This window comes from Pseudomonas sp. DY-1 (assembly GCF_003626975.1).
GTDB lineage: Bacteria > Pseudomonadota > Gammaproteobacteria > Pseudomonadales > Pseudomonadaceae > Metapseudomonas.
The window spans coordinates 1170021-1192887 of sequence record NZ_CP032616.1 but is presented as its reverse complement, the minus strand read 5'-3'; the positions used below and the strand labels follow the sequence as shown (position 1 = coordinate 1192887).

At 63.6% G+C, this 22867-nt stretch carries 17 protein-coding genes and 1 pseudogene; 8 read left to right on the top strand and 10 right to left on the bottom strand.

The genetic code is table 11. The features are described from left to right. The first annotated feature begins 3 nt into the window (after nt 1-3). The 7 genes and pseudogenes from D6Z43_RS05805 to D6Z43_RS05775 form a co-directional block, all read left to right on the top strand. A complete protein-coding gene (locus D6Z43_RS05805; protein ID WP_120651042.1) occupies nt 4-1260 on the top strand; it encodes a TolC family protein in 1257 nt (418 codons plus the stop codon). After that, entirely contained in the window at nt 1257-2744 is a 1488-nt protein-coding gene (locus D6Z43_RS05800; RefSeq protein ID WP_120651041.1) for an efflux RND transporter periplasmic adaptor subunit, read from the top strand. Before D6Z43_RS05805 ends, D6Z43_RS05800 begins: the two co-directional genes overlap by 4 nt. After that, on the top strand, nt 2741-5902 hold the full coding sequence (locus tag D6Z43_RS05795; protein WP_120651040.1) for an efflux RND transporter permease subunit: 3162 nt from the start codon (nt 2741-2743) through the stop codon (nt 5900-5902). Before D6Z43_RS05800 ends, D6Z43_RS05795 begins: the two co-directional genes overlap by 4 nt. Beyond that, nucleotides 5899-6210 carry a copper-binding protein gene (locus D6Z43_RS05790; RefSeq protein WP_256660953.1) on the top strand — a complete coding sequence of 104 codons (312 nt, stop codon included), beginning with the start codon at nt 5899-5901 and terminating at the stop codon, nt 6208-6210. Before D6Z43_RS05795 ends, D6Z43_RS05790 begins: the two co-directional genes overlap by 4 nt. Nucleotides 6211-6380: 170 nt before the next feature. Further along, on the top strand, nt 6381-6737 hold the full coding sequence (locus D6Z43_RS05785; protein WP_120651039.1) for a metalloregulator ArsR/SmtB family transcription factor: 357 nt from the start codon (nt 6381-6383) through the stop codon (nt 6735-6737). 23 nt (nt 6738-6760) lie between these two features. Further along, on the top strand, nt 6761-8044 hold the full coding sequence (locus tag D6Z43_RS05780; RefSeq protein WP_120651038.1) for an arsenic transporter: 1284 nt from the start codon (nt 6761-6763) through the stop codon (nt 8042-8044). A 28-nt stretch (nt 8045-8072) separates the two neighbouring features. Further along, nucleotides 8073-8426, top strand: a pseudogene (locus D6Z43_RS05775) (arsenate reductase ArsC); the annotation flags it as partial. Between the two features lie 217 nt (nt 8427-8643). Here D6Z43_RS05775 and D6Z43_RS05770 read toward each other — a convergent pair. The 9 genes from D6Z43_RS05770 to D6Z43_RS05730 form a co-directional block, all read right to left on the bottom strand. Then, nucleotides 8644-11184 carry a fused MFS/spermidine synthase gene (locus D6Z43_RS05770; protein ID WP_120651037.1) on the bottom strand — a complete coding sequence of 847 codons (2541 nt, stop codon included), beginning with the start codon at nt 11182-11184 and terminating at the stop codon, nt 8644-8646. Between the two features lie 81 nt (nt 11185-11265). Continuing rightward, entirely contained in the window at nt 11266-12834 is a 1569-nt protein-coding gene (locus tag D6Z43_RS05765; RefSeq protein WP_120651036.1) for an arylsulfatase, read from the bottom strand. 109 nt (nt 12835-12943) lie between these two features. Beyond that, on the bottom strand, nt 12944-13945 hold the full coding sequence (locus tag D6Z43_RS05760) for an HAD family phosphatase (protein ID WP_120651035.1): 1002 nt from the start codon (nt 13943-13945) through the stop codon (nt 12944-12946). A gap of 42 nt (nt 13946-13987) precedes the next feature. Beyond that, nucleotides 13988-15298 carry a BatD family protein gene (locus tag D6Z43_RS05755; protein ID WP_120651034.1) on the bottom strand — a complete coding sequence of 437 codons (1311 nt, stop codon included), beginning with the start codon at nt 15296-15298 and terminating at the stop codon, nt 13988-13990. Then, complete coding sequence (locus D6Z43_RS05750) at nt 15295-16896, bottom strand: VWA domain-containing protein (RefSeq protein WP_120651033.1); 1602 nt, start codon at nt 16894-16896, stop codon at nt 15295-15297. Before D6Z43_RS05750 ends, D6Z43_RS05755 begins: the two co-directional genes overlap by 4 nt. A 1-nt stretch (nt 16897) precedes the next feature. Then, a complete protein-coding gene (locus D6Z43_RS05745) occupies nt 16898-17899 on the bottom strand; it encodes a VWA domain-containing protein (RefSeq protein ID WP_120651032.1) in 1002 nt (333 codons plus the stop codon). Then, nucleotides 17886-18392, bottom strand: coding sequence for a DUF4381 domain-containing protein (locus tag D6Z43_RS05740; protein ID WP_120651031.1), 507 nt, complete (start codon nt 18390-18392; stop codon nt 17886-17888). Before D6Z43_RS05740 ends, D6Z43_RS05745 begins: the two co-directional genes overlap by 14 nt. After that, the gene (locus D6Z43_RS05735; protein WP_120651030.1) at nt 18389-19339 is read right to left on the bottom strand and encodes a DUF58 domain-containing protein; all 951 of its coding nucleotides are present in this window, start codon (nt 19337-19339) and stop codon (nt 18389-18391) included. Before D6Z43_RS05735 ends, D6Z43_RS05740 begins: the two co-directional genes overlap by 4 nt. A 14-nt stretch (nt 19340-19353) precedes the next feature. Next, entirely contained in the window at nt 19354-20328 is a 975-nt protein-coding gene (locus D6Z43_RS05730) for a MoxR family ATPase (RefSeq protein WP_120651029.1), read from the bottom strand. Nucleotides 20329-20646: 318 nt separating this feature from the next. Here D6Z43_RS05730 and D6Z43_RS05725 point away from each other — a divergent pair, with 318 nt between their 5' ends. Then, nucleotides 20647-21948, top strand: coding sequence for an OmpP1/FadL family transporter (locus D6Z43_RS05725; RefSeq protein WP_120651028.1), 1302 nt, complete (start codon nt 20647-20649; stop codon nt 21946-21948). A gap of 300 nt (nt 21949-22248) precedes the next feature. Here D6Z43_RS05725 and D6Z43_RS05720 read toward each other — a convergent pair whose 3' ends face one another. Further along, nucleotides 22249-22755, bottom strand: a complete 507-nt coding sequence (locus D6Z43_RS05720; protein WP_120651027.1) for a DUF3015 domain-containing protein — start codon at nt 22753-22755, stop codon at nt 22249-22251. Between the last annotated feature and the right edge of the window lie 112 nt (nt 22756-22867).

The window sequence follows — 22867 nt, the reverse complement described above, 5'->3', positions numbered from 1 at the left end:
CAAATGACTGCCTTGAATCCTTGCTTCGGGCTGCCTGTTGTGGCCGCCCTGGCAATGATGCTCTTCACCCTGCCGAGCCGGGGGGCTTCGCTGTCGCTGGACGACGCGTTGCAGTTGGCCGAGCGCAATGCACCGTCCTTGTCCGCTCAGGCGGCCAAGCTGGATGCGGCGAAGAATGCCGCGATACCTGCCGGTGAGCTACCTGATCCGAAGCTCGCTCTGGGCGTGCAGAACGTCCCCGTCGAGGGTGAAGACCGTTGGAGCCTGGATCGCGATTTCATGACCATGCAGATGGTCGGCGTGATGCAGGAAATGCCCAATCGCGACAAGCGCAAGGCGCGAGTCGAAACGGCCCAAGCTTCGGTGGATCGGGCTGCTGCCGAGGCGGAAGCCGAACGCGTGAAAGTCCGCAGGGAAACTGCCCTGGCCTGGATCGCGACCTACACCGAGCAGCGAAAGCTCGCCCGATTCGAGGACTTCTTCCGGGAGAATCGCCTGCTGGCGGAAACCGTTCGGGCCCGCCTGGCCGGAGGTCGAGGCCAGCCGCTTGATGCAGTTGAGCCCCGACAGGAAGCAGCCCAGTTGGCAGAGCAGCAGGACGACCTGACACTCCAGGCGGCCCAGGCGCGTGCGGCACTCAAGCGCTGGGTTGGCCACGAGGCCGCCCTACCCCTTGCCGGCGACTTTCCACACTGGCCCATCGACGCCCCCAGCTATCTGCGCGCCCTCCATCGACACCCCGAACTGGCGGCCTACGAGCCGATGGCACGAGAAGCCGAAGCCCAGGTGCGGGAGGCCGAAGCGGAGAAAAAATCGGACTGGAGCTGGGAGGTGGACTACCAGCGCCGTGGGCGCGAGTTCGGCGACATGATGACGGTGCAATTCACCTTCGACCTGCCACTGTTTCCCGGCACTCGCCAAGACCCAAAGATTGCCGCGCAACGCGCCCGGATGGATCAGCTGGAGGCAGAGCGCGAAGCCCTGGTGCGTGAGCACGCCCAACAACTGGAGGCGGATCTGGCGGATTACCAGCGCCTGGAACGTGCAGTGAATCGCAGTCAGTCGACGCTGGTGCCCCTGGCCATCGACAAGGTAACGCTCGCCCTGGCCGGTTACCGCGCCGGGAACACCGAGTTGGCCAGTGTCATCGCGGCACGCCGTGAGCTTGTCCAGGCCAGGCTCAAGGAGCTTGATCTGCAAGGTTTGAAAGCATTGGCCGCTGCCCGCCTGCACTTCACCTACGGGGAGGGTCGGCCATGAGTCGTGCATCCTGGAAGTTGCCGGCGATGATGAGCCTGGCCCTGCTCGCAGGCGCGGCAGGTGGCTACTGGTATGCGGTCCAAGGGCGTATGCAGGAGGCATCCACGGTCACCGAAGGCAATCGCGGCACTCCCGAAGCCGACCGCCAACCGCTCTACTGGTACGACCCCATGTTCCCGCAGCAGAAGTTCGACAGCCCCGGCAAGTCGCCCTTCATGGAGATGCAGCTGGTTCCCAAGTATGCAGACGAAGCAGGCGATAGTTCGTCCGTACGCATCGAACCGGGCATCCAGCAGAACCTCGGCGTGCGGTTGACCACGGTCACCAAGGGCAAACTTGAGCGAACCCTGCAAGTATCCGGCGTCCTCGCCTTCAATGCGCGAGAGGTGGCACTGGTACAGGCGCGGGCCGGCGGATTTGTCGAACGCACCTACGCCCACGCGCCAGGTGACCTCATCGAAGCCGGCGCGCCCCTCGCCGACCTGCTGATACCGGAATGGGCGGCCGCCCAGGAAGAGTTTCTGGCATTGCGCCACAGCGGCGACCAGGCCCTTTCAGCTGCGGCCCGCCAGCGTCTGCGACTGATCGGGATGCCCGCGGAACTGATCGCGCAGGTCGAGCGCGGTGGTAAAGCCAGGCCGGTCATGACGCTGACCAGCCCCATCAGCGGTGTGATTCGCGAGCTCGATGTGCGCCCTGGCATGACCCTGGCAGCCGGACAGACCCTTGCCCGGATCAACGGCCTGAAACACGTCTGGCTGGAGGCCGCCATCCCGGAGTCCCAGGCTGGCGTATTGCAGATCGGGCAGGCGGTCGAAGCGCGACTGCCGGCCCTCCCCGAGGAGGTGATCCACGGGGCACTCTCCACCGTGTTGCCCGAAAGCGATGCGCAAAGCCGCACGTTGCGCGTGCGCATCGAACTGGCCAATCCCGATGGCCGCTTGCGGCCAGGCATGACTGCGCAGGTTCGGCTGAACCAGCCAAGCCAGGCCGACCTGTTGCTGCTACCCAGCGAAGCGGTCATCCGCACGGGCAAACGCGCGCTGGTGATGCTCGCGGAAGAAAGCGGCCGCTTCCGGCCGGTTGAAATCCGGCTGGGTCAGGAGAGCGCGGATCAAGTGGCGGTGCTAGATGGATTGGCAGCTGGTCAGCGAGTCGTCGCGTCCGGGCAGTTCCTGATCGATTCAGAAGCCAGCCTGCGAGGTATCGAGGCCAGGGCGCTGGGCGAGCCAACGATGCCCATGGACCGCCCCGCCCTGCATGAGGCCGAGGGTAGCGTCGTCGAAGTCGGCGTCCAGGAACTGACCGTTTCCCACGGTCCCTTCAAGACCTTGGCAATGCCAGGAATGACCATGACCTTTCCCCTGGCCAAACCCGAACTGGCACAGGGTCTGAAAACGGGTGATCGCATCAGGCTGCATGTGCGCGAAAGCGATTCCGGCTTGCTGATCGAGCAACTGGAGAAACTGGAGGGCTCGCCATGATCGAGAAACTGATTCGCTGGTCGGTCGCCAATCGATTCCTGGTGCTGCTGGCCACCCTGTTTGCCGTTGTCTGGGGAGTCTGGTCGCTGCGCAGCACCCCCATCGACGCCTTGCCCGACCTCTCTGACGTACAGGTCATCATCCGCACGCCCTATCCAGGGCAGGCGCCGCAGATCGTCGAGAACCAGGTCACCTACCCGCTGACCACAACGATGCTATCGGTACCAGGAGCCAAAACGGTCAGGGGCTTCTCCTTCTTCGGTGACAGCTTCGTATACGTGCTGTTCGAGGACGGTACCGACCTGTACTGGGCGCGCTCGCGAGTGCTCGAATACCTGAACCAGGTGCAAGGGCGCTTGCCGGCGGCCGCTAAACCGGCACTGGGCCCGGACGCCACGGGGGTTGGCTGGATTTTCCAGTACGCGCTGGTCGACCGCAGCGGAAACCACGATCTGGCAAAACTTCGAGCGCTACAGGACTGGTTTCTCAAGTTCGAGCTGAAAACCCTGCCCAATGTGGCCGAAGTCGCCTCGGTGGGCGGCATGGTGAGGCAGTATCAGGTCCAGGTAGACCCGATCCGCCTTGCCGGCCTGGGTATCACCCAGCGCGAGGTGACGGAAGCCATCGGCAAGGCCAACCAGGAAACCGGTGGCGCCGTGCTGGAACTGGGCGAAGCCGAGTTCATGGTCAGGGCTTCGGGCTACCTGAAGACCCTCGCCGACTTCCGTGCCGTACCCCTGAAGCTGACGCCCGAGGGTACCCCCGTCACCCTCGGCGATGTGGCGACGATCCAGCTCGGGCCGGAGATGCGCCGGGGCATCGCCGAGCTCGATGGCGAGGGGGAAACTGTCGGCGGCGTAGTGATCCTGCGCAGCGGGAAGAACGCGCGTGACACCATCGCCGCCGTGAAGGCCAAGCTCGACGAGTTGGAAAAGAGCCTTCCCGACGGAGTCGAAGTGGTCATCACCTACGACCGCAGCCAGCTGATCGAACGGGCGGTACGCAATCTCAGCCAGAAACTGATCGAAGAGTTCATCGTGGTCGCATTGGTCTGCGCCGCGTTCCTCTGGCACCTGCGCTCGTCCATGGTTGCCATCGTCGCGCTACCGGTAGGCGTGCTGATCGCGTTCGCGGTCATGCGTTACCAGGGCATCAACGCCAACATCATGTCGCTGGGCGGAATCGCCATTGCGATAGGCGCCATGGTCGACGCCGCCGTCGTGATGATCGAGAACGCCCACAAGCGCATAGAAGCCTGGAACGCCAGCCATCCCCACGAAACCTTGCGCGCAGACCAGCACTGGCGAGTTATGACCGATGCAGCGGTCGAGGTTGGCCCGGCGTTGTTCTTCAGCCTGATGATCATCACCCTGTCGTTCATTCCAGTGTTCAGCCTGGAGGCGCAGGAGGGTCGCCTCTTCGGCCCACTGGCCTTTACCAAGACCTACGCGATGGCGGCCGCTGCCGGTTTGTCGGTGACGCTGATCCCGGTGCTGATGGGCTACTGGATACGTGGGCAGCTACCAGCCGAGCAGCGCAATCCGCTCAATCGTGGGCTGATTCGGCTGTACCAGCCGGTCCTGGATGCCGTGTTGCGGCATCCCAGAACGACCCTTGCGATCGCTTTGCTGACATTCCTGACGACGCTTTGGCCAGTTTCCCGACTTGGCGGGGAGTTCCTGCCGCCCCTGGACGAGGGTGACCTGCTCTACATGCCTTCGGCGTTGCCCGGCCTTTCCGTGCAGAAAGCCTCGGAGCTGTTGCAGCAGACTGATCGACTGATCAAGACCGTCCCGGAGGTAGAGGGTGTGTCTGGCAAGGCTGGACGCGCCGAGTCGGCCACCGACCCTGCGCCGTTGGAGATGTTCGAGACCACGGTGCGCTTCAAGCCCAAGGATCAGTGGCGTGCGGGAATGACCAGCGAAAAACTGGTGGAAGAGCTTGATCGCGTGGTCAAGGTACCGGGCCTGACCAATATCTGGATTCCACCGATTCGCAATCGAATCGACATGCTGGCGACGGGTATCAAGAGCCCTATCGGGGTTAAGGTCGCCGGGACCAATCTCGCCGAGATCGACCAGGTGACCCAAGCCGTCGAGCGTGCAGCCCGAACGGTGCCGGGCGTAACTTCGGCCCTCGCCGAACGCCTTACAGGCGGTCGCTACATAGACGTGGATATCGATCGACAGGCTGCCGCTCGCTACGGGATGAACATCGCCGACGTGCAAGCGATCGTCGCCGGCGCCATTGGTGGCGAGAACATCGGCGAGACTGTGGAAGGACTGGCGCGCTATCCCATCAACCTGCGCTACCCGCGTGAGTGGCGGGACACGGTCGGTGCACTGGAGCAACTGCCCATCTACACCTCACAGGGTGGTCAGATCACGCTCGGGACAGTAGCGCGGATCCGGATCACCGATGGGCCGCCCATGCTCAAGAGCGAAAACGCTCGTCCCTCGGGCTGGGTGTACATCGACGTTCGCGGGCGAGACCTGGCCTCGGTCGTGGCCGACCTGCGCCAGGCGGTCGAAGGCTCGGTGAGACTGATGCCCGGCATGAGCCTCAGCTACTCCGGACAGTTCGAATTCCTGGAACGGGCCAATGCCCGTCTGAAGCTCGTGGTACCGGCCACGTTGGCGATCATATTCGTTCTGCTCTACCTCACCTTCGGTCGCGTCGATGAGGCCCTGCTGATCATGGCCACGCTCCCGTTCGCGTTGACCGGAGGCGTCTGGTTCCTCTACCTGATGGGCTTCAACCTGTCGGTTGCCACAGGAGTGGGCTTCATCGCCCTGGCCGGCGTGGCTGCCGAGTTCGGCGTAATCATGGTGCTCTACCTGAAGAACGCCTGGATTGACAAACAGGCGGCCGGACATTCCACGAATGAAGCGCTGCGCGGAGCCATTCGGGAAGGCGCAGTACAACGCGTGCGCCCCAAGGCGATGACCGTCGCCGTCATCATCGCCGGCCTGCTGCCAATCCTCTGGAGCGGCGGAACCGGCAGCGAAGTGATGAGCCGCATCGCTGTGCCCATGGTCGGCGGCATGATCACCGCCCCGCTGCTATCCCTGTTCGTCATCCCGGCAGCGTATTGGCTGATGCGCCGTCGCCCACAACCCCACCCCACTTCGCAAACCACCCTTGGAGAAGCTTCATGAGAACTGCACTCGGCGCTGCAGCGGCGCTCGTCCTTGCTTCGGCCCTACCCGCTCTCGCAGACGATATGCCCGGTATGAACATGGACAGCATGCCAACCGAGCCCTCCCGGGCGCGGGCACAAATTGCCGAGGCCAATGGCACGGTCAAGGCAGTCGATGTAGCCAAGGGCACAATCACGATTTCCCATGGGGCCGTGCCAACCCTGAAATGGCCGCCGATGACGATGGCATTCGCTGCCAGCCAGGAGCAACTCAAACGTGTTGAAGCGGGCGAGAACGTCACCTTCGCGTTCAAGGTGAAGGCGTGAATGCCTCCATCCTGAGCATCACCGGGGCGGCGTAACGGTCCGGACATACGAGGGGCCGGTTCTCAGCGTGAACGCATCGCTGTGAGACGGCGCCTCCAACCCGGGCAAGGGCTTGATCTTTATATATGGCGCTCCGTATATTCGAATTTTCGTATATTCAGACCCCAACGATGTTCAGCGCCCTGACCCCATCCGATCTCTTCAAATGCCTATCCGATGAAACCCGTGCCCGCGCGGCGCTCCTGATTGCTCAGGAGGGGGAGCTGTGCGTGTGCGAGTTGGTCTGCGCATTGGGCGATGGCCAACCGAAGATTTCCCGTCACCTCGCCCAACTGCGCGGATGTGGCCTGCTGCTGGATCGCCGCCAAGGGCAATGGGTGTACTACAAGCTCAATCCAGACCTCCCGGAATGGGCACATGGCGTGCTGCAAACCACGCTGGAAGCCAACGCTGTATGGCTTCGGCAGGACAGTTTCCGCCTTCAGCAAATGGGCGACCGCCCAGTTCGCAGCGCAGCCTGCTGCTGACATAGGGTTTCCGAGGAGTTTCCGTGATTTCTGCGTTTGTCATCTTTGCCATCACCATCACACTGGTGATCTGGCAGCCCAAGGGGCTGGGCGTCGGTTGGAGCGCATCATTCGGCGCGCTTCTCGCCCTGGTCACCGGAGTGGTATCCGTCGGCGATATACCGACCGTGTGGGACATCGTCTGGAATGCCACTGCAACCTTCATTGCCGTCATCATCATCAGCCTGCTGCTGGATGAGGCCGGTTTCTTCCAATGGTCGGCCCTGCATGTTGCGCGCTGGGCAAAAGGCAGTGGTCGGCGTCTGTTCGCCTTCACCGTGCTGCTGGGGGCAGCCGTCTCGGCGCTGTTCGCCAACGACGGTGCGGCGCTCATCCTCACGCCAATCGTGATTTCAATGCTGATGGCGCTGCGCTTTTCAGCGGCCTCTACCCTGGCATTCGTCATGGCAGCGGGCTTCATTGCCGACACCGCCAGCCTGCCGCTGGTGGTGTCGAACCTGGTGAACATTGTGTCTGCCGACTACTTCGATCTGGGATTCAGCGAGTACGCCGCGGTGATGGTTCCGGTCAACCTGGTCAGCGTCGCCGCCACACTGTGTGCGCTGTTGCTGTTCTTCCGTCGCGACATTCCGTCTACCTATGACCTGGCGCAACTTAAAGACCCGCAACTGGCCATCCGTGATCGTGCGACGTTCCGGGTAGGCTGGTGCGTTCTGGCGGCCTTGCTGCTCGGTCTGTTCGCGCTGGAGCCCCTGGGCATTCCGATCAGTATCGTGGCGGCCGCGTGCGCGACCGTGTTGTTCGCCGTGGCCGCGCGCGGCCATGTGATCGCCACCCGACGCGTACTGCGTGAAGCCCCGTGGCAGGTCGTGATCTTCTCCCTGGGCATGTACCTGGTGGTCTATGGCCTGAAGAACGCAGGCCTGACGAACTACCTGACAGCCGCGCTCGACGCCCTCGCCGGGTATGGCGTTTGGGGCGCGGCTCTGGGTACCGGCTTGCTGACGGCACTACTGTCGTCGGTGATGAACAACATGCCTACCGTGCTGGTCGGCGCCTTGTCGATTCAGGCGACCGACGCCTCGGACGTTGTTCGGGATGCCATGGTTTACGCCAATGTCATCGGCTGCGACCTCGGTCCCAAGATCACCCCGATCGGCAGCCTCGCCACGCTGCTCTGGCTGCATGTGCTGGAACGCAAGGGCATCCGCATCACCTGGGGTTACTACTTCAGGGTCGGCATTCTGCTGACCCTGCCGGTGCTCTTGATCACGCTTTCGGCGCTGGCACTGCGCCTTAGCCTTTGACGTCCGTCCGGAGGCGGCAGAGGTAAAGATGCGCGTCCTGTTCATGTGCACAGCCAACAGCGGCCGCAGCATTCTTTCCGAAGCCATGCTCAACCACCTGGCTCCAGAAGGATTCGAAGCCGTGAGCGCCGGAAGCTTTCCCAGAGGCGCGGTCTTGCCCCGCAGTCTCACCACGCTGCAACAGGCCGGAATCGCCATCGATGGTTTGCGCAGCAAGGGCAACGACGCCTTCGAGGACAACCCGCCCGATATCGTCATCACCGTCTGCGACAAGGCTGCGGGTGAAGCTTGCCCTGTGTACTTCGGCCCGGTGCTGAATGCCCACTGGAGGCTGGCAGACCCCTTACAAGTCAGCGGAGAGGAAAGCGAGGTGGATACGGCTGTCGGGCTCCCCTCACCCCAACCCTCTCCCGGAGGGAGAGGGTGCAGTCGCAGCCAACGTTCGACCTCAGCGCTTTTCCTGCAGGGGCGAATTCATTCGCCAAGCAGGACACGGTCCTGCCGTAGGTTGGTCCGAGGAACGAGACCCAACATTGCAGCGCCTGGGCAACGCAGGTTAGTGGATGGGAAAGGCGGTATCCCTTGAAACCGTCGCGAACCTACAGCCCGTTACCGATGAACCAGCGGTAATAGGGGTTGTTGCCATCGCTGCGGGCCAGCTCGCGGGTTTCACGGGCCCATGCCTGGCGGTTGCCGTTGTAGGCGTGCAGCGTCAGGGCGTAGAAGCGGGCCAGGGAGCGCCACTGGTCGTCCACCGCGCCCCGGAAACCGGCGTCGGCATTCACCAGTGGCGGCGTTGTGCGCAGGGCCAGCAGCTCCGGCAGTACACGCGTGATCTCCTTGCTGCGTACCCAGGATGCGTATTCGATTCGTGGACGATCATCGGTGACCGCAAGCGCATCACCGGCATAACGTTCCAGACCGTCACGGTCAGTTACCCAGGTGGCCAACAGGGCCGCTGCCGAATCCACGCCAACCGCTCCCAGTGCCGCGGCGACTTCGGGTTGCTCGAAGCGTTGGCGGATTCGCGCAACATCCAGCTCCTGAGGCTCCAGCGAGCCGATCAGCAGCATCTCGTGGAACTCGGTGGTCCACAGCGACGCATGGGGGAAGACATCGAGGAAGCTGCGTACCAGGGAGCGGCTGTCCTCGTCGTTCTGGGTCGGCAGCGGCAGCCATTGTGCGACAAGGCCGCCGACCTGGAGTCGCGAAGCCGCCAGTTGGTAGAAGTCGCGCGAATAGAGGTTAACCACCCCGGCTGCCGAGGGTGGCGGCGGTTCCAGGGTGACCAGGTCGTAGCGCTCGGCACTGCGCAGCAGTTCGCGGCGGCCATCGCGCAGGCGGATATCCAGACGTGGGTCGTTCACGGCGTCGAAATTGCCTTTGAACAGTGGCGCGGCCGCCAGCACCTCGGGCAGTAGCTCCGCTACTACCGGTCGTTGCAGGCCGGGGTAACGCAGCATGGCGCCTGCGGTGATGCCAGTGCCGAAACCGATGACCAACGCCGACTGCGGTTCCTGACGATGGATCAGCAGCGGAAGCAGCGCTTGCAGACGCATGTAGCGCAAGGACGGCATGGCGTCGCCGGTATTGGACACGCCCTGGATGTACAGGCGGCTGAACTCGCGCCCCTGGCGTCCCTGGGTGACGACGGCGACGGTGCCACCCCTGCCCTCCTCGTAGAACGTGATCTGCCCGTTGCGTGCACCGGGCAGTAGCTCCGCCAGCCGCTGAGGCGGCGTCAACACGGCGATGGCCAGTGTCGTGACGGCCAAGGCCAGGATCGTCCCACGCATGCTTGGACCGACTTCTGCCCCGCGCCAGGCGGCAATGCAACCCACCAGCGCGGCCAGCACGGCGAGCACTGCCAAGGTACGCACCAGGCCCACGCCGGGTACCAGCAGGAAGCCAGTGAGCATGACGCCGATGATGCCGCCCAGTGTATTGAGAGCGACTACCACACCCACGTCGCGACCGACGTGCCCGCTGTCCACTGCCAGCCGCAGGGCCAAGGGGAAAGCGGCACCCAGCAAGGTGGTGGGCAGGAAGACCATGCTCAACGCCGCCGTGGCAAAGCGCGCGCACATGCCGGCCAGTTCATTGCCGGTGACCTGAAGCACGAGCATTTCCATCTGGGTCTGGGCGATTACCAACCAGCGACCTAAACCGGCGACCTGCAGCAAGGCGATCAAGCCGGCAGCGGCGATCAGCAGGCCAAACAGCCCCCACGGATCGCGAATCCGGTCGGCGCGTCGGGCATACAGGGCGCTACCCAACACGAGACCGGTTAGGTAGGTAGCAAGCACCATTGCGAAGGCGAAGGTGCGTGTGCTCATGAACTGAACGATGGACTGGCTCCAGACCACTTCGTAGCCGAGCGCCACGCCACCAGCCACACAATACAGAGCGATAGCGAGGCGCGCCGCTGGTGAGCGCGGCATCCGCGCGGATACGGGCGGCTGCGCCGGGAGATCGTCACTGCGCCGGAAAAGCCAGGCACCGGCAGCCGCCGCCAGGTTGAGGCAAGCTGCCGCGAACGCGCTGCCGGTAACTCCCAGTTGCGGCAACAGGACGAAGGCTGCCAGCAAGGTTCCGGCAATCGCGCCAGCTGTGTTGGCCGCGTAAAGCCGCCCACCGGCTTCGCCCATTTGACCGTCCGCAGGCGTCAGGGAGCGGACCAGCACTGGAAGCGTGCCGCCCATGAGAAAGGCTGGCAGCCCGACCAGCAGGAAGGGTAACAACCAGGCCAGCAGGCCGATCCGGTCTTCCAATCGCGCGAACAGCCCGGCCGAGTTGGCCAGGGCCAGCGCGGCGCCGACCCCAAGCACGGCCACGGCGAGTTCCAGCAACGCGTAGAGCCGCACGGGACGGCGCAGGCGATCGGCCCAGCGACCGAATACCAGCCCTCCGAGGGCGAGTCCGGCGAAGAACGCACTGATACCGGTGGTGACGGCGTAGACCTCCACCCCCACCACCAGGGAAAGCTGCTTGACCCAAAGCACCTGGTAGACCAGGGCAGCTCCACCAGAGATGAACAGCAGCGCTGCGGGAATCAGTATCTGCAAGGGGAGCCGTTTGCGGGCATCTTCACGCGCCGTGGCTCGGGAACGCGCACGGGACGAACTCGCGGCTGAGGACATCGACTGGCCTTATCGGATTGGGCAACCCGCAAAAGGTAGTTGAAAGGAAGGTGCCCGCCAGCGGGCGGGCACCGGGCCCTGCTACTGCTGTTTCATTTTCTCTTCGATTTTCTTGTCCACGTTCTCGCGGATCTGGTCGATGCTGAAGCTCGCCGGCCGCTGGCTCGGCGGGTAATCGACGAAGGTCTGCAGGAATGCCGCAGCCTTTTGCGTCCCCTGGAAGATCAGGTAATCGTTCTTGGTCAGCCAGTCGTAGTACTGGTCGGAGACGATGTCGGCCCGCTCGTAGGGATCCATCCGCAGGTTGAACAGCTTGGGCACCCGCAGGCAGGTAAAGGGCTCGCTCCAGACCTGCAGACCGCCCGGTGCACGCTGTTCGCACCAGACGATCTTCCAGTTCTCGAAGCGCATCGATACGAGTTCACCGTCATCGTTGAAGTAGTAGAACTCGTTTCGTGCGCTCTTGTCGGTTTTCCCGGTCAGGTAATCCAGTTGGTTGTAACCGTCCAGATGCACCTTGAAGGTCTTGCCGCCAAGGTCGGTGCCTTTCAGCAGGCGCTCCTTGATGTCCGCGTCACCCACTGCGGCAAGCAGGGTTGGGAACCAGTCGAGACCGGAGAACATCTGGGTGGAGATGGTGTCGGGTTTGACCTTGCCCGGCCAACGGATGATCGCCGGCACCCGGAACGCGCCTTCCCAGTTCGAGTTTTTCTCGTTGCGGAATGGCGTGGTCGCCGCATCCGGCCAGGACCACTGGTTCGGTCCGTTGTCGGTGGTGTAGACGACGATGGTGTTGTCGGTGATCTTCAAGTCGTCGAGGGTCTTGAGCAGCTTGCCTACGTCGCCATCGTGCTCGAGCATGCCATCGGCGTAATCGTTGCCCGCCATCCCGCTCTGCCCCTTCATCGAATCGCGAATGTGGGTGAAGGCGTGCATGCGGGTGGTGTTCATCCAGACGAAGAAGGGCTTGTTGGCCTTGACCTGCTTGTCGATGAAATTGATGGCCGCCTGGGTGGTTTCGTCATCGATGGTCTCCATCCGCTTTCTGGTCAGCGCACCGGTGTCTTCGACCTTGCCGTCGGCGCTCGACTTGATGACCCCGCGCGGCGAGGCGGCCTTGACGAAGGCCGGGTCGTCCTTCGGCCAGTAGGGACGCTCCGGTTCCTCTTCAGCGTTGAGGTGGTAGAGATTGCCGAAGAACTCATCGAAACCGTGGTTGGTCGGCAGGTATTCGTCACGGTCGCCAAGGTGGTTCTTGCCGAACTGACCGGTGGCATAGCCATGGGCCTTGAGTGCCTGGGCGATGGTGACGTCTCTCGCCTGCAGGCCAACTGGCACCCCCGGCATGCCGACCTTGGAAAGGCCCGTGCGCAACGACGCTTGCCCGGTAATGAAGGTCGAACGACCCGCAGTGCAACTGTTCTCCGCATAGTAGTCGGTGAACATCATGCCTTCCTTGGCGATGCGATCGATGTTGGGCGTTTGGTAGCCCACCACACCCTTGCCATAGGCACTGATGTTGGTTTGTCCGATGTCATCGCCGAAGATCACCAGGATGTTCGGCTTGTCGGCGGCATTCACCGTACAGATACCCAACGCCGCTGTAGCGGCCAGGGCAAATGTCGTTATCCATCTTCCACTGCGCTTCATATGGCCTTTCTCCGTCTCACGTTGCTGTCGTCTCCACGACTACGTACACGAGAGATGCCGACTGCCTGGCTGGAGTCCCTGTGTTCCTGCGGTTCCTCGTTAGGGGTGGTCAGTTGTTCTCGAAGGGATAGACACGGCTCCACTCCCCTGCCATGTCCACCACTGTCCAGTTGCCGGCTTTCGCCGCGTCCAGCGCCTTGTCCAACCGGCCGATCTTGCTTTCGCGGTCATAGGCCCATTCGCGCGTGGCGTCGGTGTGGTGGACCAGACCGGCGAAGCGCTTGCCATTGCCGGCCATGGTCCACTGGAGCATCTGCAGGTCGCCGTCGGAGTTGCCGAAAGCGAAGATCGGCCGCCGGCCGATGATTGTGTCGATGCTGACCGGTTTGCCCGGCCCGTCGTCGTTGTGCGCCAGCTTCGGCAAGCGCTGGATCGACAGCTGGCCGTCCTTGTCCTGGAACTGGGATTCGAAAGTGGTGCCGATCACCTGTTCCGGGGGAATTCCGTAGACCTCTTCAGCAAAGGCACGCATGAACGCCACTTCGCCGCCAGAAACGATATAGGTCCTGAAACCGTTGGCCCGCAGGTAGGCCAGCAGTTCCAGCATCGGCTGGTAGACCATTTCGGTGTAGGGCTTCTTGCTGCGGGGGTGGACCGCCTTCGCCAGCCAACCCTGGCTCTGCTCGATGAATTGCTCGGTGCTCATGCCCGAGTGGGTAGCGCCAATGATTTTCATCAAGCCTTCGGTACCGCTCTCGGCCAATGCTTTCTGGTCACCTTCCAGCACCGCCTTGAAGGGTTGCTGCTCCTTCCATTCCGGGTGCTGCGGGGCAAGGCGCTTCACTTCGTCCAGGGCGAACAGCACTTCGAAGTACATCGGCTGCTCGCTCCAGAGGGTGCCATCGTTGTCGAACACCGCGATACGTTCTGCGGGGGGAACGTAATCCTTGCCGCCCTCTTTGGTCACAGCGCTGACGAAAGCCTCGATGGCCTGGCGCGAGGGGCCGTCCTTCCAGGAAGGCAACGGTTCCTGCGCCTGCACCAGCAGAGGCAGGATCAGGAGGAGCGTGAACAACCAGCGCAGATTGCGCGAAGCGAGCGACTGGCGCATTTGACGTCCTTGCTGAGTAGCGGTTTGCCTGAGACGACCGGCTCAGGGATTTAGCGGTTTCAGTCCGCGCCGTGCACGGGGTGTCTTCTTCATTGCGGCTACCGCTCGCCCTACATCCGGCAATGCCTGCGACGCGTCGGTTGCTGCTTGACTCTCAGCATGTGCCGCCCCGTAGTGAACTTTGAGGAAGGCTAGCAAATGATTTGTAGTCCGGTCGGGCAACGCACGGGAAAATTCCGACAGTGTCCTACTGCCATTACTGCGGCGAACCCAAAGATACAGACCGCCCAACTGAACAGGACGGGCTTTCAACTGCTGCTGTGCCAGTCGCCGGGCATACTCTGCCGAGTCCAGCCAGGCCTGCTGGCGGGCCGCTCGCCAATGCCGCAGCCAAGTCAGCGTGGCATGCCCCCAGGGCCGACCGAAGTATGCGAGCCCGGCCAGCAAAGACAGCAGCACGGCCAATAGCAACCAGTGGCCGGATATCCTCACCTGCGCCTTCCGCCCGAGGGCACGCAGGTCTTCGTTGATGGAGAACGGAGCCTGGTAAGCACCTTTGGCAGCCTCGAGCGGCACCGCCGGTACCGAGACACTTTGCGCCTCGCCGGTAGCAGCATCCCACCACTTCAGTTCGACGGCCGGCAGGCTGTACGTGCCGATATCGCCAATCACGTACGTGGCCGAGTCCTCGCGGGTGCCACCGCTGGTGCCGCCACGCCCATCGCTGAGGGGTTGCACCTTGGGGGTCTGCACATAGCGTTTGAGCCCTTTCACCTCGGCGAACAGCGGTGGCGGAATGAGCATGGCCTGGGCGCCCTCGGCCTCTACGCGCAGGCGGCGCGTGATGCTGTCTCCCTGGCGCAACGGATCGTGGGAGCGCTGGATCTCCTGGGTGAGTTTCACGCTGCGCGCCACCAGCCGGCTCTCGTCACCGGCTCCGGCCAGGGCCCTGGCGACGAAGGACAGCGGCTGGCCACTGATTTTCACCGGGCCGCTGGCCTGTCCCGGCTGGACCTGGAATGCCAGTGCGGGGATATCGAAACGCTGGGCCGCCTGCGGGGTGATCTGGTACGTGAAGCGCAGGCCGAAGAACGTTTTGCCATCCAGTTGTTCGGTCAGGTGCTGCGCTTCGCCGCTGGGCGGGTCAACCACCGCACCGGGCAGGTCCAGCCCCGGCAGGATGGGCGCTTCGGTGAACCAGGTATCCACCAGGAGATCCACCTCCAGATTGACGATGCCTCCCACCACCGCGCCTTCCGCTGGCACCAAACGCTGCTGTACCCGTACCTCGGGCTCAGTCGCCTGTACCAGCCACGACAGGCAGAGCAGCAGCAGGCATGCCAGGCGCTTCATCGGGTTGCCTCCTGAGCTTTCTGGCGGGCGGCTTCCTGCAACGAGAACTTGCGCTTGAGGAACATCGCCGGCGAGGTAGTCAGGTTGTTCAGCCAGACCTGGTCGGAAGCGGCCTGGGCCTTGTCCTGTTGCACCGACTTGCCGCCCTGCGAGGGCGTCTGGTCTTCCACCACCTTGTCGGGCTTCTCGTTGGGAGTGCCCTCCTCCTGCTGGTCCTCGTAATCCTTCAGCAACGCCTCGGCCAGGGCCAGGTTGGCAGTGGCCTCGGGAAAATCGGGCTGCTTCTGCAAGGCCTGCTTATAGGCGGCGATGGCTTCAGGGAATTTGAATAGCCGGACGTAGGTGTTGCCGAGGTAGAAGTACGCAACCGCGCTGTCCAGCCGCGCAAAGCTGGCCAGCGCCAGGTCGAAATCCGCGGCCTGGTAAGCGGCCAGCCCTTTCCAGTAAGGGTCGGAAAAGTGCGCGGCGGCCTCCGGGTAATGCTGATGTTCGAAGGCCCAGCGCCCCTGCTGGTCAGGGGTGAAGAAAGCATCCGCCAGGGCGCCGGCCCGTGTGGGCGCCGATGTGCCAAGTAGCGACACGGCAAGCATCAGCCCACCCAGCCAGCGAACCTGCCAACCGCGCCGCACGCAGCACAAGGCAATAAGCGCCAGGGGCCAGCACAGCCAGTAGCCGGCGTCTTTCCAGTGCACTTGCCGGCCATCGCCCTGCACTGCCTGGAAGTGCTGCTGGGCGTGCAGTTCGATCCAATCGAGGTCATCGTCGTTGAGGGTCAGGCTGCCCAGCGGGGCATCGGCGGCATCGGCGAGGCGCTTCAGTCCAGCCTCGTCGAAGCTCACCGCTACCGGCCGGCCATCCGCCGCGATGCGCGGCTGGCCACGAGCATCGCGAACCAGACCGCCGTCCCGACTTCCCACAGCAAGGACGAGCATCTGCAGGTCGCCACCCGCCAGGCGCTTGCCGATCGACTCGAACTGGCTGGCGTCGGCGCCATCGGTAATCAGCACCAGGGTACCGGGTGCCTTCTCCGCATCCAGCAACTTGCGTGCTTCGTCGATCACACCGAGCACGTCCTTGCCGGGTTGCGCAATCAGATCTGTGGCCATGGCCTGGACGAAGGTGTCCAACAGCAGCGGGTCTTCGGTGGCGGGAAGCACCAGGTGGGCCCCACCGGCATAGGCGATCAGCGCAGTGCGGGCCCCTGCGCGGCGCTGGATCAGGTCATGCAGCTTGTGCTTGGTGGCGGCAAGCCGCGTAGGCGGCACGTCGTCGGCATCCATGGACGGCGAAAGGTCGACGGCGAGGATCAGCGGCGCCCGGTTATCGAGGAAGGCCGGTTTGTCCTGTTCCCAGGTAGGGCCGGCCGCGGCCAGCCCACCAAGGACCAGCAAAGCGCCGAGCAGATACACCGGGCGCAGGCGCTGGCGGTCCTCGGGGGTGATGAGCAGTCGCTCCATCAGGTGCGGCGCGATGACACCCTCGAGCTGGTGCTTGAGGTCATGGCGACGTATCCAGAGGAGCGGCAGCAGCACGCCAGGAAGGATCAGCAACAACCAGAGGGGTCGCAGGAAATGGAAGGCGCCGAAGTCAATTTCCATCTCAGCGTCCCCTTTCCGTCCGAGCAGCCGGACCTTTGGAAAGCCGGCCGAACGATGCCGCAAGCAGATGACAGCCCGCCAGGAGCAGGAGTGCCGCGCCCAGCGGCCACCAGAACAGGTCCCGCTTGGGCTGATGGCTGAAGGTCTTCACCTTGTGCGGAGTAAGCCGGTCGAGGGTGGCGTAGACGTCCAGCAGTGCGCCGCGATCATCGGCACGGAAAAAGCGGCCACCCGTGGTCGCGGCGATGTCCCGGAGCGTTTGCAGGTCCACCTTGGCATCGCCGGTGGCCTCGGGGTCGCCGATGCCGATGGTGTGCACGATGATACCGCGCTCCCGGGCCATCTTCGCGGCATGAGCCGGAGTGATTGCACTGCCGGTATCGTTGCCATCGGTGAGCAGGATCAGCACCTTTTCCTGCTCCTTGGCGGTCTCCAGCAGCTTGATGGTCAGCCCGATGGCATCGCCCAGGGCGGTATTCGGTCCGGCCATGCCGATGCCGACCTCATCCAGCAGCACTCGCAAGCTGGCGTGGTCGAGGGTGAGCGGGGACTGGGGGTACGCGCCGGTGCCGAACACGATGAGGCCGATGCGGTCCTCCTTGCGCCGCTCGATGAAGTCACGCACCACGCCTTTGACTGCCGTCAGGCGGTCCACCTGTTTGCCGCTGGCGTCGGTGTAGTCGGTGGTTTCCATGGACTGGGAAATATCGATGGCGAGCATCAGGTCGCGGATCGGTTGTTCGTGCTGGATGGCCTTCTCGACGAACACCGGGCGTGCGCAGGCAGCCAGCAGCAGGGCCCAGACCAGCATATTGAGCAGTAGCTGCCAGCGCCCTTCCCGCTTTCCGTTGTGTCCCGGTACCTGACCCACGGCCCGGCTCATCGCCGAGAAGAACGGCACCCGCAAGGCGCTGTGGGCTTCGCGGTATTCGTCCAGATAACGCCACGCCAGCCACGGCAACGGCAGCAGGAAGAGCACCCAGGGGTAGTCAAACTGCCACACGGTGCGCCTCTATCCAGTGTCGGCTGGTGATGAAGAGCGAGCGCACCTCCGCATCCGGGATCGCCAGGACTCGGGCATCCGGTGCGTAGGCGATAGTGAACAGGCCTTTGGCGAAACCCTCTGGCAAGGGCGCAGGGGCGCGCTCGGCGAGGAACGCCTGCCATGCCTGGCCCCCCAGGCGCGCCACTGATGGCGCATCGGGCATGGACAGGGCAACCCGCTTGAGCAGCTCGGGCAGTTCACGCAGGGCCGCAAGACGCTGCCCGGCGTCTTCCAGTGCCCCTACCAGGGTATCGAGACGTACCAGGGCTTCCCGCCGGTAGCGGTCACGCTGCCAGCGTCGCCATTTCAGGGCGCCCCACACCAGGGCAATGGACACCACCACCAGCAGCAACACCAGCCAGCCCCAGGTCTGCGGAAAATAATTGTAGGGGGGCACCGGCAGGGCCAGTTCCTTGAGCTGGTCGATACCCGGCACCGGCGTGGCGCTCATCGCGGCATCCCCGACAGCCGGCCCAGCTCGCGGCGCACCTGATCGAGGCTGTCCTCACCGGTACTGATCATCATCACCGGCACCTGGCTGCGGCGCAGCAGCTCGGCTACATCCCGCAGGCGTCCGGAGAGGAACTCACCCAAGGGGCGATGAACCTGGCGACGCTCCACCTCCAGTTCGACCTGCAGCTCTCCCTGTGTGACAGTGACGCGCCCCTTCTCGGGAACATTCAGCGCAAGCGGGTCGTAGACCTGCATGGCGATCACATCGTTGTGAGCGCTGAGCTGGCGCAGCAGTTGCACCGTCTGCGAAGTGACGCCGGCGAAGTCGCTGATGATGCAGATCAGGTGGTCATGCCCCGCCACACCGATACAACTGCGCAGCACGTTATCGAGTTGGTCGTTGTCCTCGCTGTCCGGCATCGTAGCGTTCAGGCCTTGGTTGGCCCGGACCACCGCCGCGCACAGGGCCTGGACCCGGTTTCGGCTGCGCAGCGGGCGGATGTGCTCCAGCCGCTGGTCGTTGAACACCAGACCGCCCACCCGGTCGCCGGCGTGGAAAGCCACCCAGGCCGACAAAGCTGCCAGCTCCGCCGCCGTGACCGACTTGAAGTTGCGCCGGGAGCCGAAATACATGTTCATGCGCTGATCCACCACCACCAGTGTCGGCCGGTCGCGCTCCTCGGTATAGGTGCGCACGAAGGGCTTGCCGAAGCGCATCGAAGCACGCCAGTCGAGATGCCGCAGGTCGTCACCGGGAATGTAGTGGCGCAGTTCGTCGAAGCTCAGCCCACGTCCTCGCAGGCGGGAAGCGTGGCTACCTGAGAGGATGCTCGACAGCGGCTGCCGCGAAAGGAAACTCAGGCCACGGACACGCTGCTCCAGCGCCATCAGTTGGGCGAGCGTGGCGTAAACGAATCCGTCGGGAGCCGATTGGGTCAGTTGCATGGCCTTGGGTCCACTCAGGCAGGAATCGCCACCTTGTCCAGCAGGCGGTCCAGCACCTGGTCCGCACTTACGCCGTCGGCAATGGCGTCGTAGGAAAGCTGCAGGCGGTGGCGCAATACCGGGTGCAGCACGGCACGCACGTCGTCCGGTGACACGAACTCGTTGCCGGACAGCCAGGCGTGCGCCCGCGAAACGCGATCCAGGCTGATGCCACCCCGGGGGCTGGCACCGATATTGATCCAGCGGGCAAGGTCGGCGTCGTAGTCGGCCGGGTGCCGTGTCGCATTGATCAGGTCGATCAAGTAGCGATCGATGGCCTCCGAAACATGCACGCTGGCCATGTCACGCCGCGCCGCGAAGAGCACCTCCTGGGGCAGGCGTACCGGTTCCCGCTGCTCGCCCTGCGCGGCCTGTTCCTCGCCACGCACCAGGCGTAGGACTCGCGTCTCGTCTTCCACTTTCGGGTAATCCAGTTGCAGCTTCATCAGGAAACGGTCCATCTGCGCTTCCGGCAGCGGATAAGTGCCTTCCTGCTCGATGGGGTTCTGCGTCGCCAGCACCATGAACAGGCCGGGCATCGGGTAGCTATGGCCGGCGACGGTGATCTGCCGCTCCTCCATGGCTTCCAGCAGAGCGGCCTGGACTTTGGCTGGTGCACGATTGATCTCGTCGGCGAGGATCACATTGCCGAACAGCGGCCCCGGCTGGAACTTGATCTGGTTGCCCTCGGCGGTTTGCTGGAGAATCTCGCCGCCGGTGATGTCCGAGGGCAACAGGTCAGGGGTGAACTGGATACGGCGCATTTGCGCTTCGAGATGGGTGGCGAGCGCCTTGACGGTACGGGTCTTGGCCAGGCCCGGCAGGCTTTCCAGGAGTACATGACCATTGGCCAACAGCCCCAGCAGGACGTGGCGAATGGTTTCGGCCTGCCCCAGGACCAACTCCGAAACACTGGCCTCCAACTCGGCAATCTGCTCGCGTGTAGTCACTTATCGATTCCCTGACTGAACGTGGTTCGGAAGGTTGACCATCGACGCCTGCATAGCGTGGCGAACTGCTTCCACTACACAGGCCTGGATCGACCACACGAGACGCATTCGTGAACTGCGGCTTTCGTAACTCTAGCCGCAAGTGCTCCATGCGCCAGCTAGCACCTGACCGGACGATCAGGGAATTCGCTCTGAGAAGTGCGGCGCCAAGTCGAGTTGCACGCAGAGGACGAGCATCTAGGCTGGATAACGTCGACGCCCCACGCAGTCAGGCGGGTACGGCGCCATCTGGTTCGACTGACCGGCAGAGGAAGCACCATGTCCAGTACCCGCTCCCTAGCACCACGCGTCATCAGACTCTCCGCCCTGACCACTGCGCTCTGGACGCTTCCGGGAGCAAGCTGGGCGGGCGGCATCCTGATCTACGAGGCCGGACAGGAAGGCGCCGGCCTGGCCAATGCCGGCGCGGCGGCACTGGCCACCGACCCCAGCGTGTTGATGAACAACCCGGCAGGCCTCACCGAACTGCCCGGCACCCAGATCAGCGCCAACGGCCAGGTGATCTTCGGCGACATCACCTTTTCCCGCGATGCCGGCAACCAGTTCGACGGCAACGAAGGTGGCAACGCGCTCCAGTACCTGCCGGGCACCAGCCTGTTCGTCAGCCACCAGATCAACGACCAGGCAAGCATCGGCTTCGGCATGTACGGGAATTTCGGCCTGGCGCTGGACTACGACGACGACTGGGCCGGCCGATACTTCACCCAGGAGTCCGCCATCATTGGTGTGTCGCTGCAGCCGACCTATGCCTACAAGATCAACGACGACCTCTCCATCGGCTTCGGGCCGCGCATGATGTACGCCTACTACCGGACCGAAGTGGCGGTCAACAACAACCTGCTCGGCCTGGCCGACCGCCCGGATGGCCAGCTCGAATACGAGGACACCGACTTCGGCGTGGGCTTCAACATCGGCCTGCTGTACCGACTCGATGAACGTACCCAGGTCGGTCTCGCCTACACCAGCAAAGTGGACCTTGAGTTCTCCGACCGCCCCAGCGTCGACGATATCAGCAACCCGCTGCTGAACCTGGCGCTGCGGCGCTTGGACGTGGACAACCTGGACATCGACATGGAAGTGCCGCAAACCGCGGTACTGAGCATCGCCCACGACCTGGATCCGCAATGGAAGCTGCTGGCCAGCCTCGGCTGGCAGGACTGGAGCGAGTTCGGGAACATCGGTGTCGAAGTGGACGCTGACAACTTCGGCACCAGCCGGACCGTGGACCGGCAGTACAAGGACACCTGGCACGCCTCGGTAGGCGCCCAGTACCAGGCCACTCATCAACTGCGCTGGAGCATGGGCGTCGGCTACGACAGCTCGGCGGTGGACGACGAAGACCGCACCGTGGACAACCCCATGGCCGAATCCTGGCGCCTGGCTGCGGGTGTGAACTATCAGGTCGACGAAGGGCTCGACCTGCACATGGTCTATACCCTGATCTGGCTGGGCGACATGGACGTTGAGCAGACCAAGCAGCGCTCGGGCAATAGCCTGTCCGGCAGCTATGACAATGCCGCGCTGCACGTTATCGGCGGTGGCGCAACCTGGCGGTTTTGAAAGGCCCAGCCCCCGCAGACAGCCCGTCCGTTGGGCTTCGCTCTGCGCCAACCTACGAGAAGCGGGCGAATTCACCGGCCGTAGGTTGGTCCGAGGAACGAGGCCCAACGTTCGAGGCGCCAAATGCCGGACAACACAGCCTGAAACTACCCGCTCCCCAAAAGGGTGAGGCACAAACAATCCTGAATCCACCAGCGGCCTGAAGCTGGGCAGCTGATCGCGGGCAGAATTCGCTCCTGCAGATATTCCACCACCCACAAAAATGCCCTCCTAAGAGGGCATTTTCGTTTGCGAGTGGTATCAGCTCGGCAGCTTGGCGTAGCGAGCCAGTTGCTGGTCGCGGCTCATCACGTCGAGAGTCGCGGCGAGTACCTCTTCGCCGGTCGCGTCAGGACTTGCGAAGATGCTCGAGAAGTTGGCCTGGGTGACCTTCGCGAAGTGGGCGCGGTCAGCCTGTTCGATGCCCAGCAGGGTGGCATAGGCATCCAGCGCTTCGCCCTGCCCCTGCGCCATGTCCTCGGCGATGCTGTCGAGCATGCCATTCATGGCGAACAGGGAACGGCCGCCGTAGCCCAGCTTCACGCTGGAGTCGCAACCGTTGGTACCCGAGGTCAAGCCAAAGGTGGCGTTGCCCGAGGTGCCGTTGGTGGTGGTGGCCAGCAGGTGCGGAACCAGGCCGCGCTGACCTTCGAACACCATGTTCCCCCAGCCGCAGCCGCCGCCCCCGGCCTGCCCCGCGTACGCCGCAACGCCGGCGGTGCTGAGAAGTCCGAAGATAATGGCCTTGCCAATCAGTTTGTTCGTCATGTTTTTCATTCCTTGGTTGTTAGACAGCAAGTCACGTGACTGCACGTACGACTTCCACACTGAACGACACGTAAACGTTTTGAAGGTTTAGGCGAGAGAACCACGACTTTCA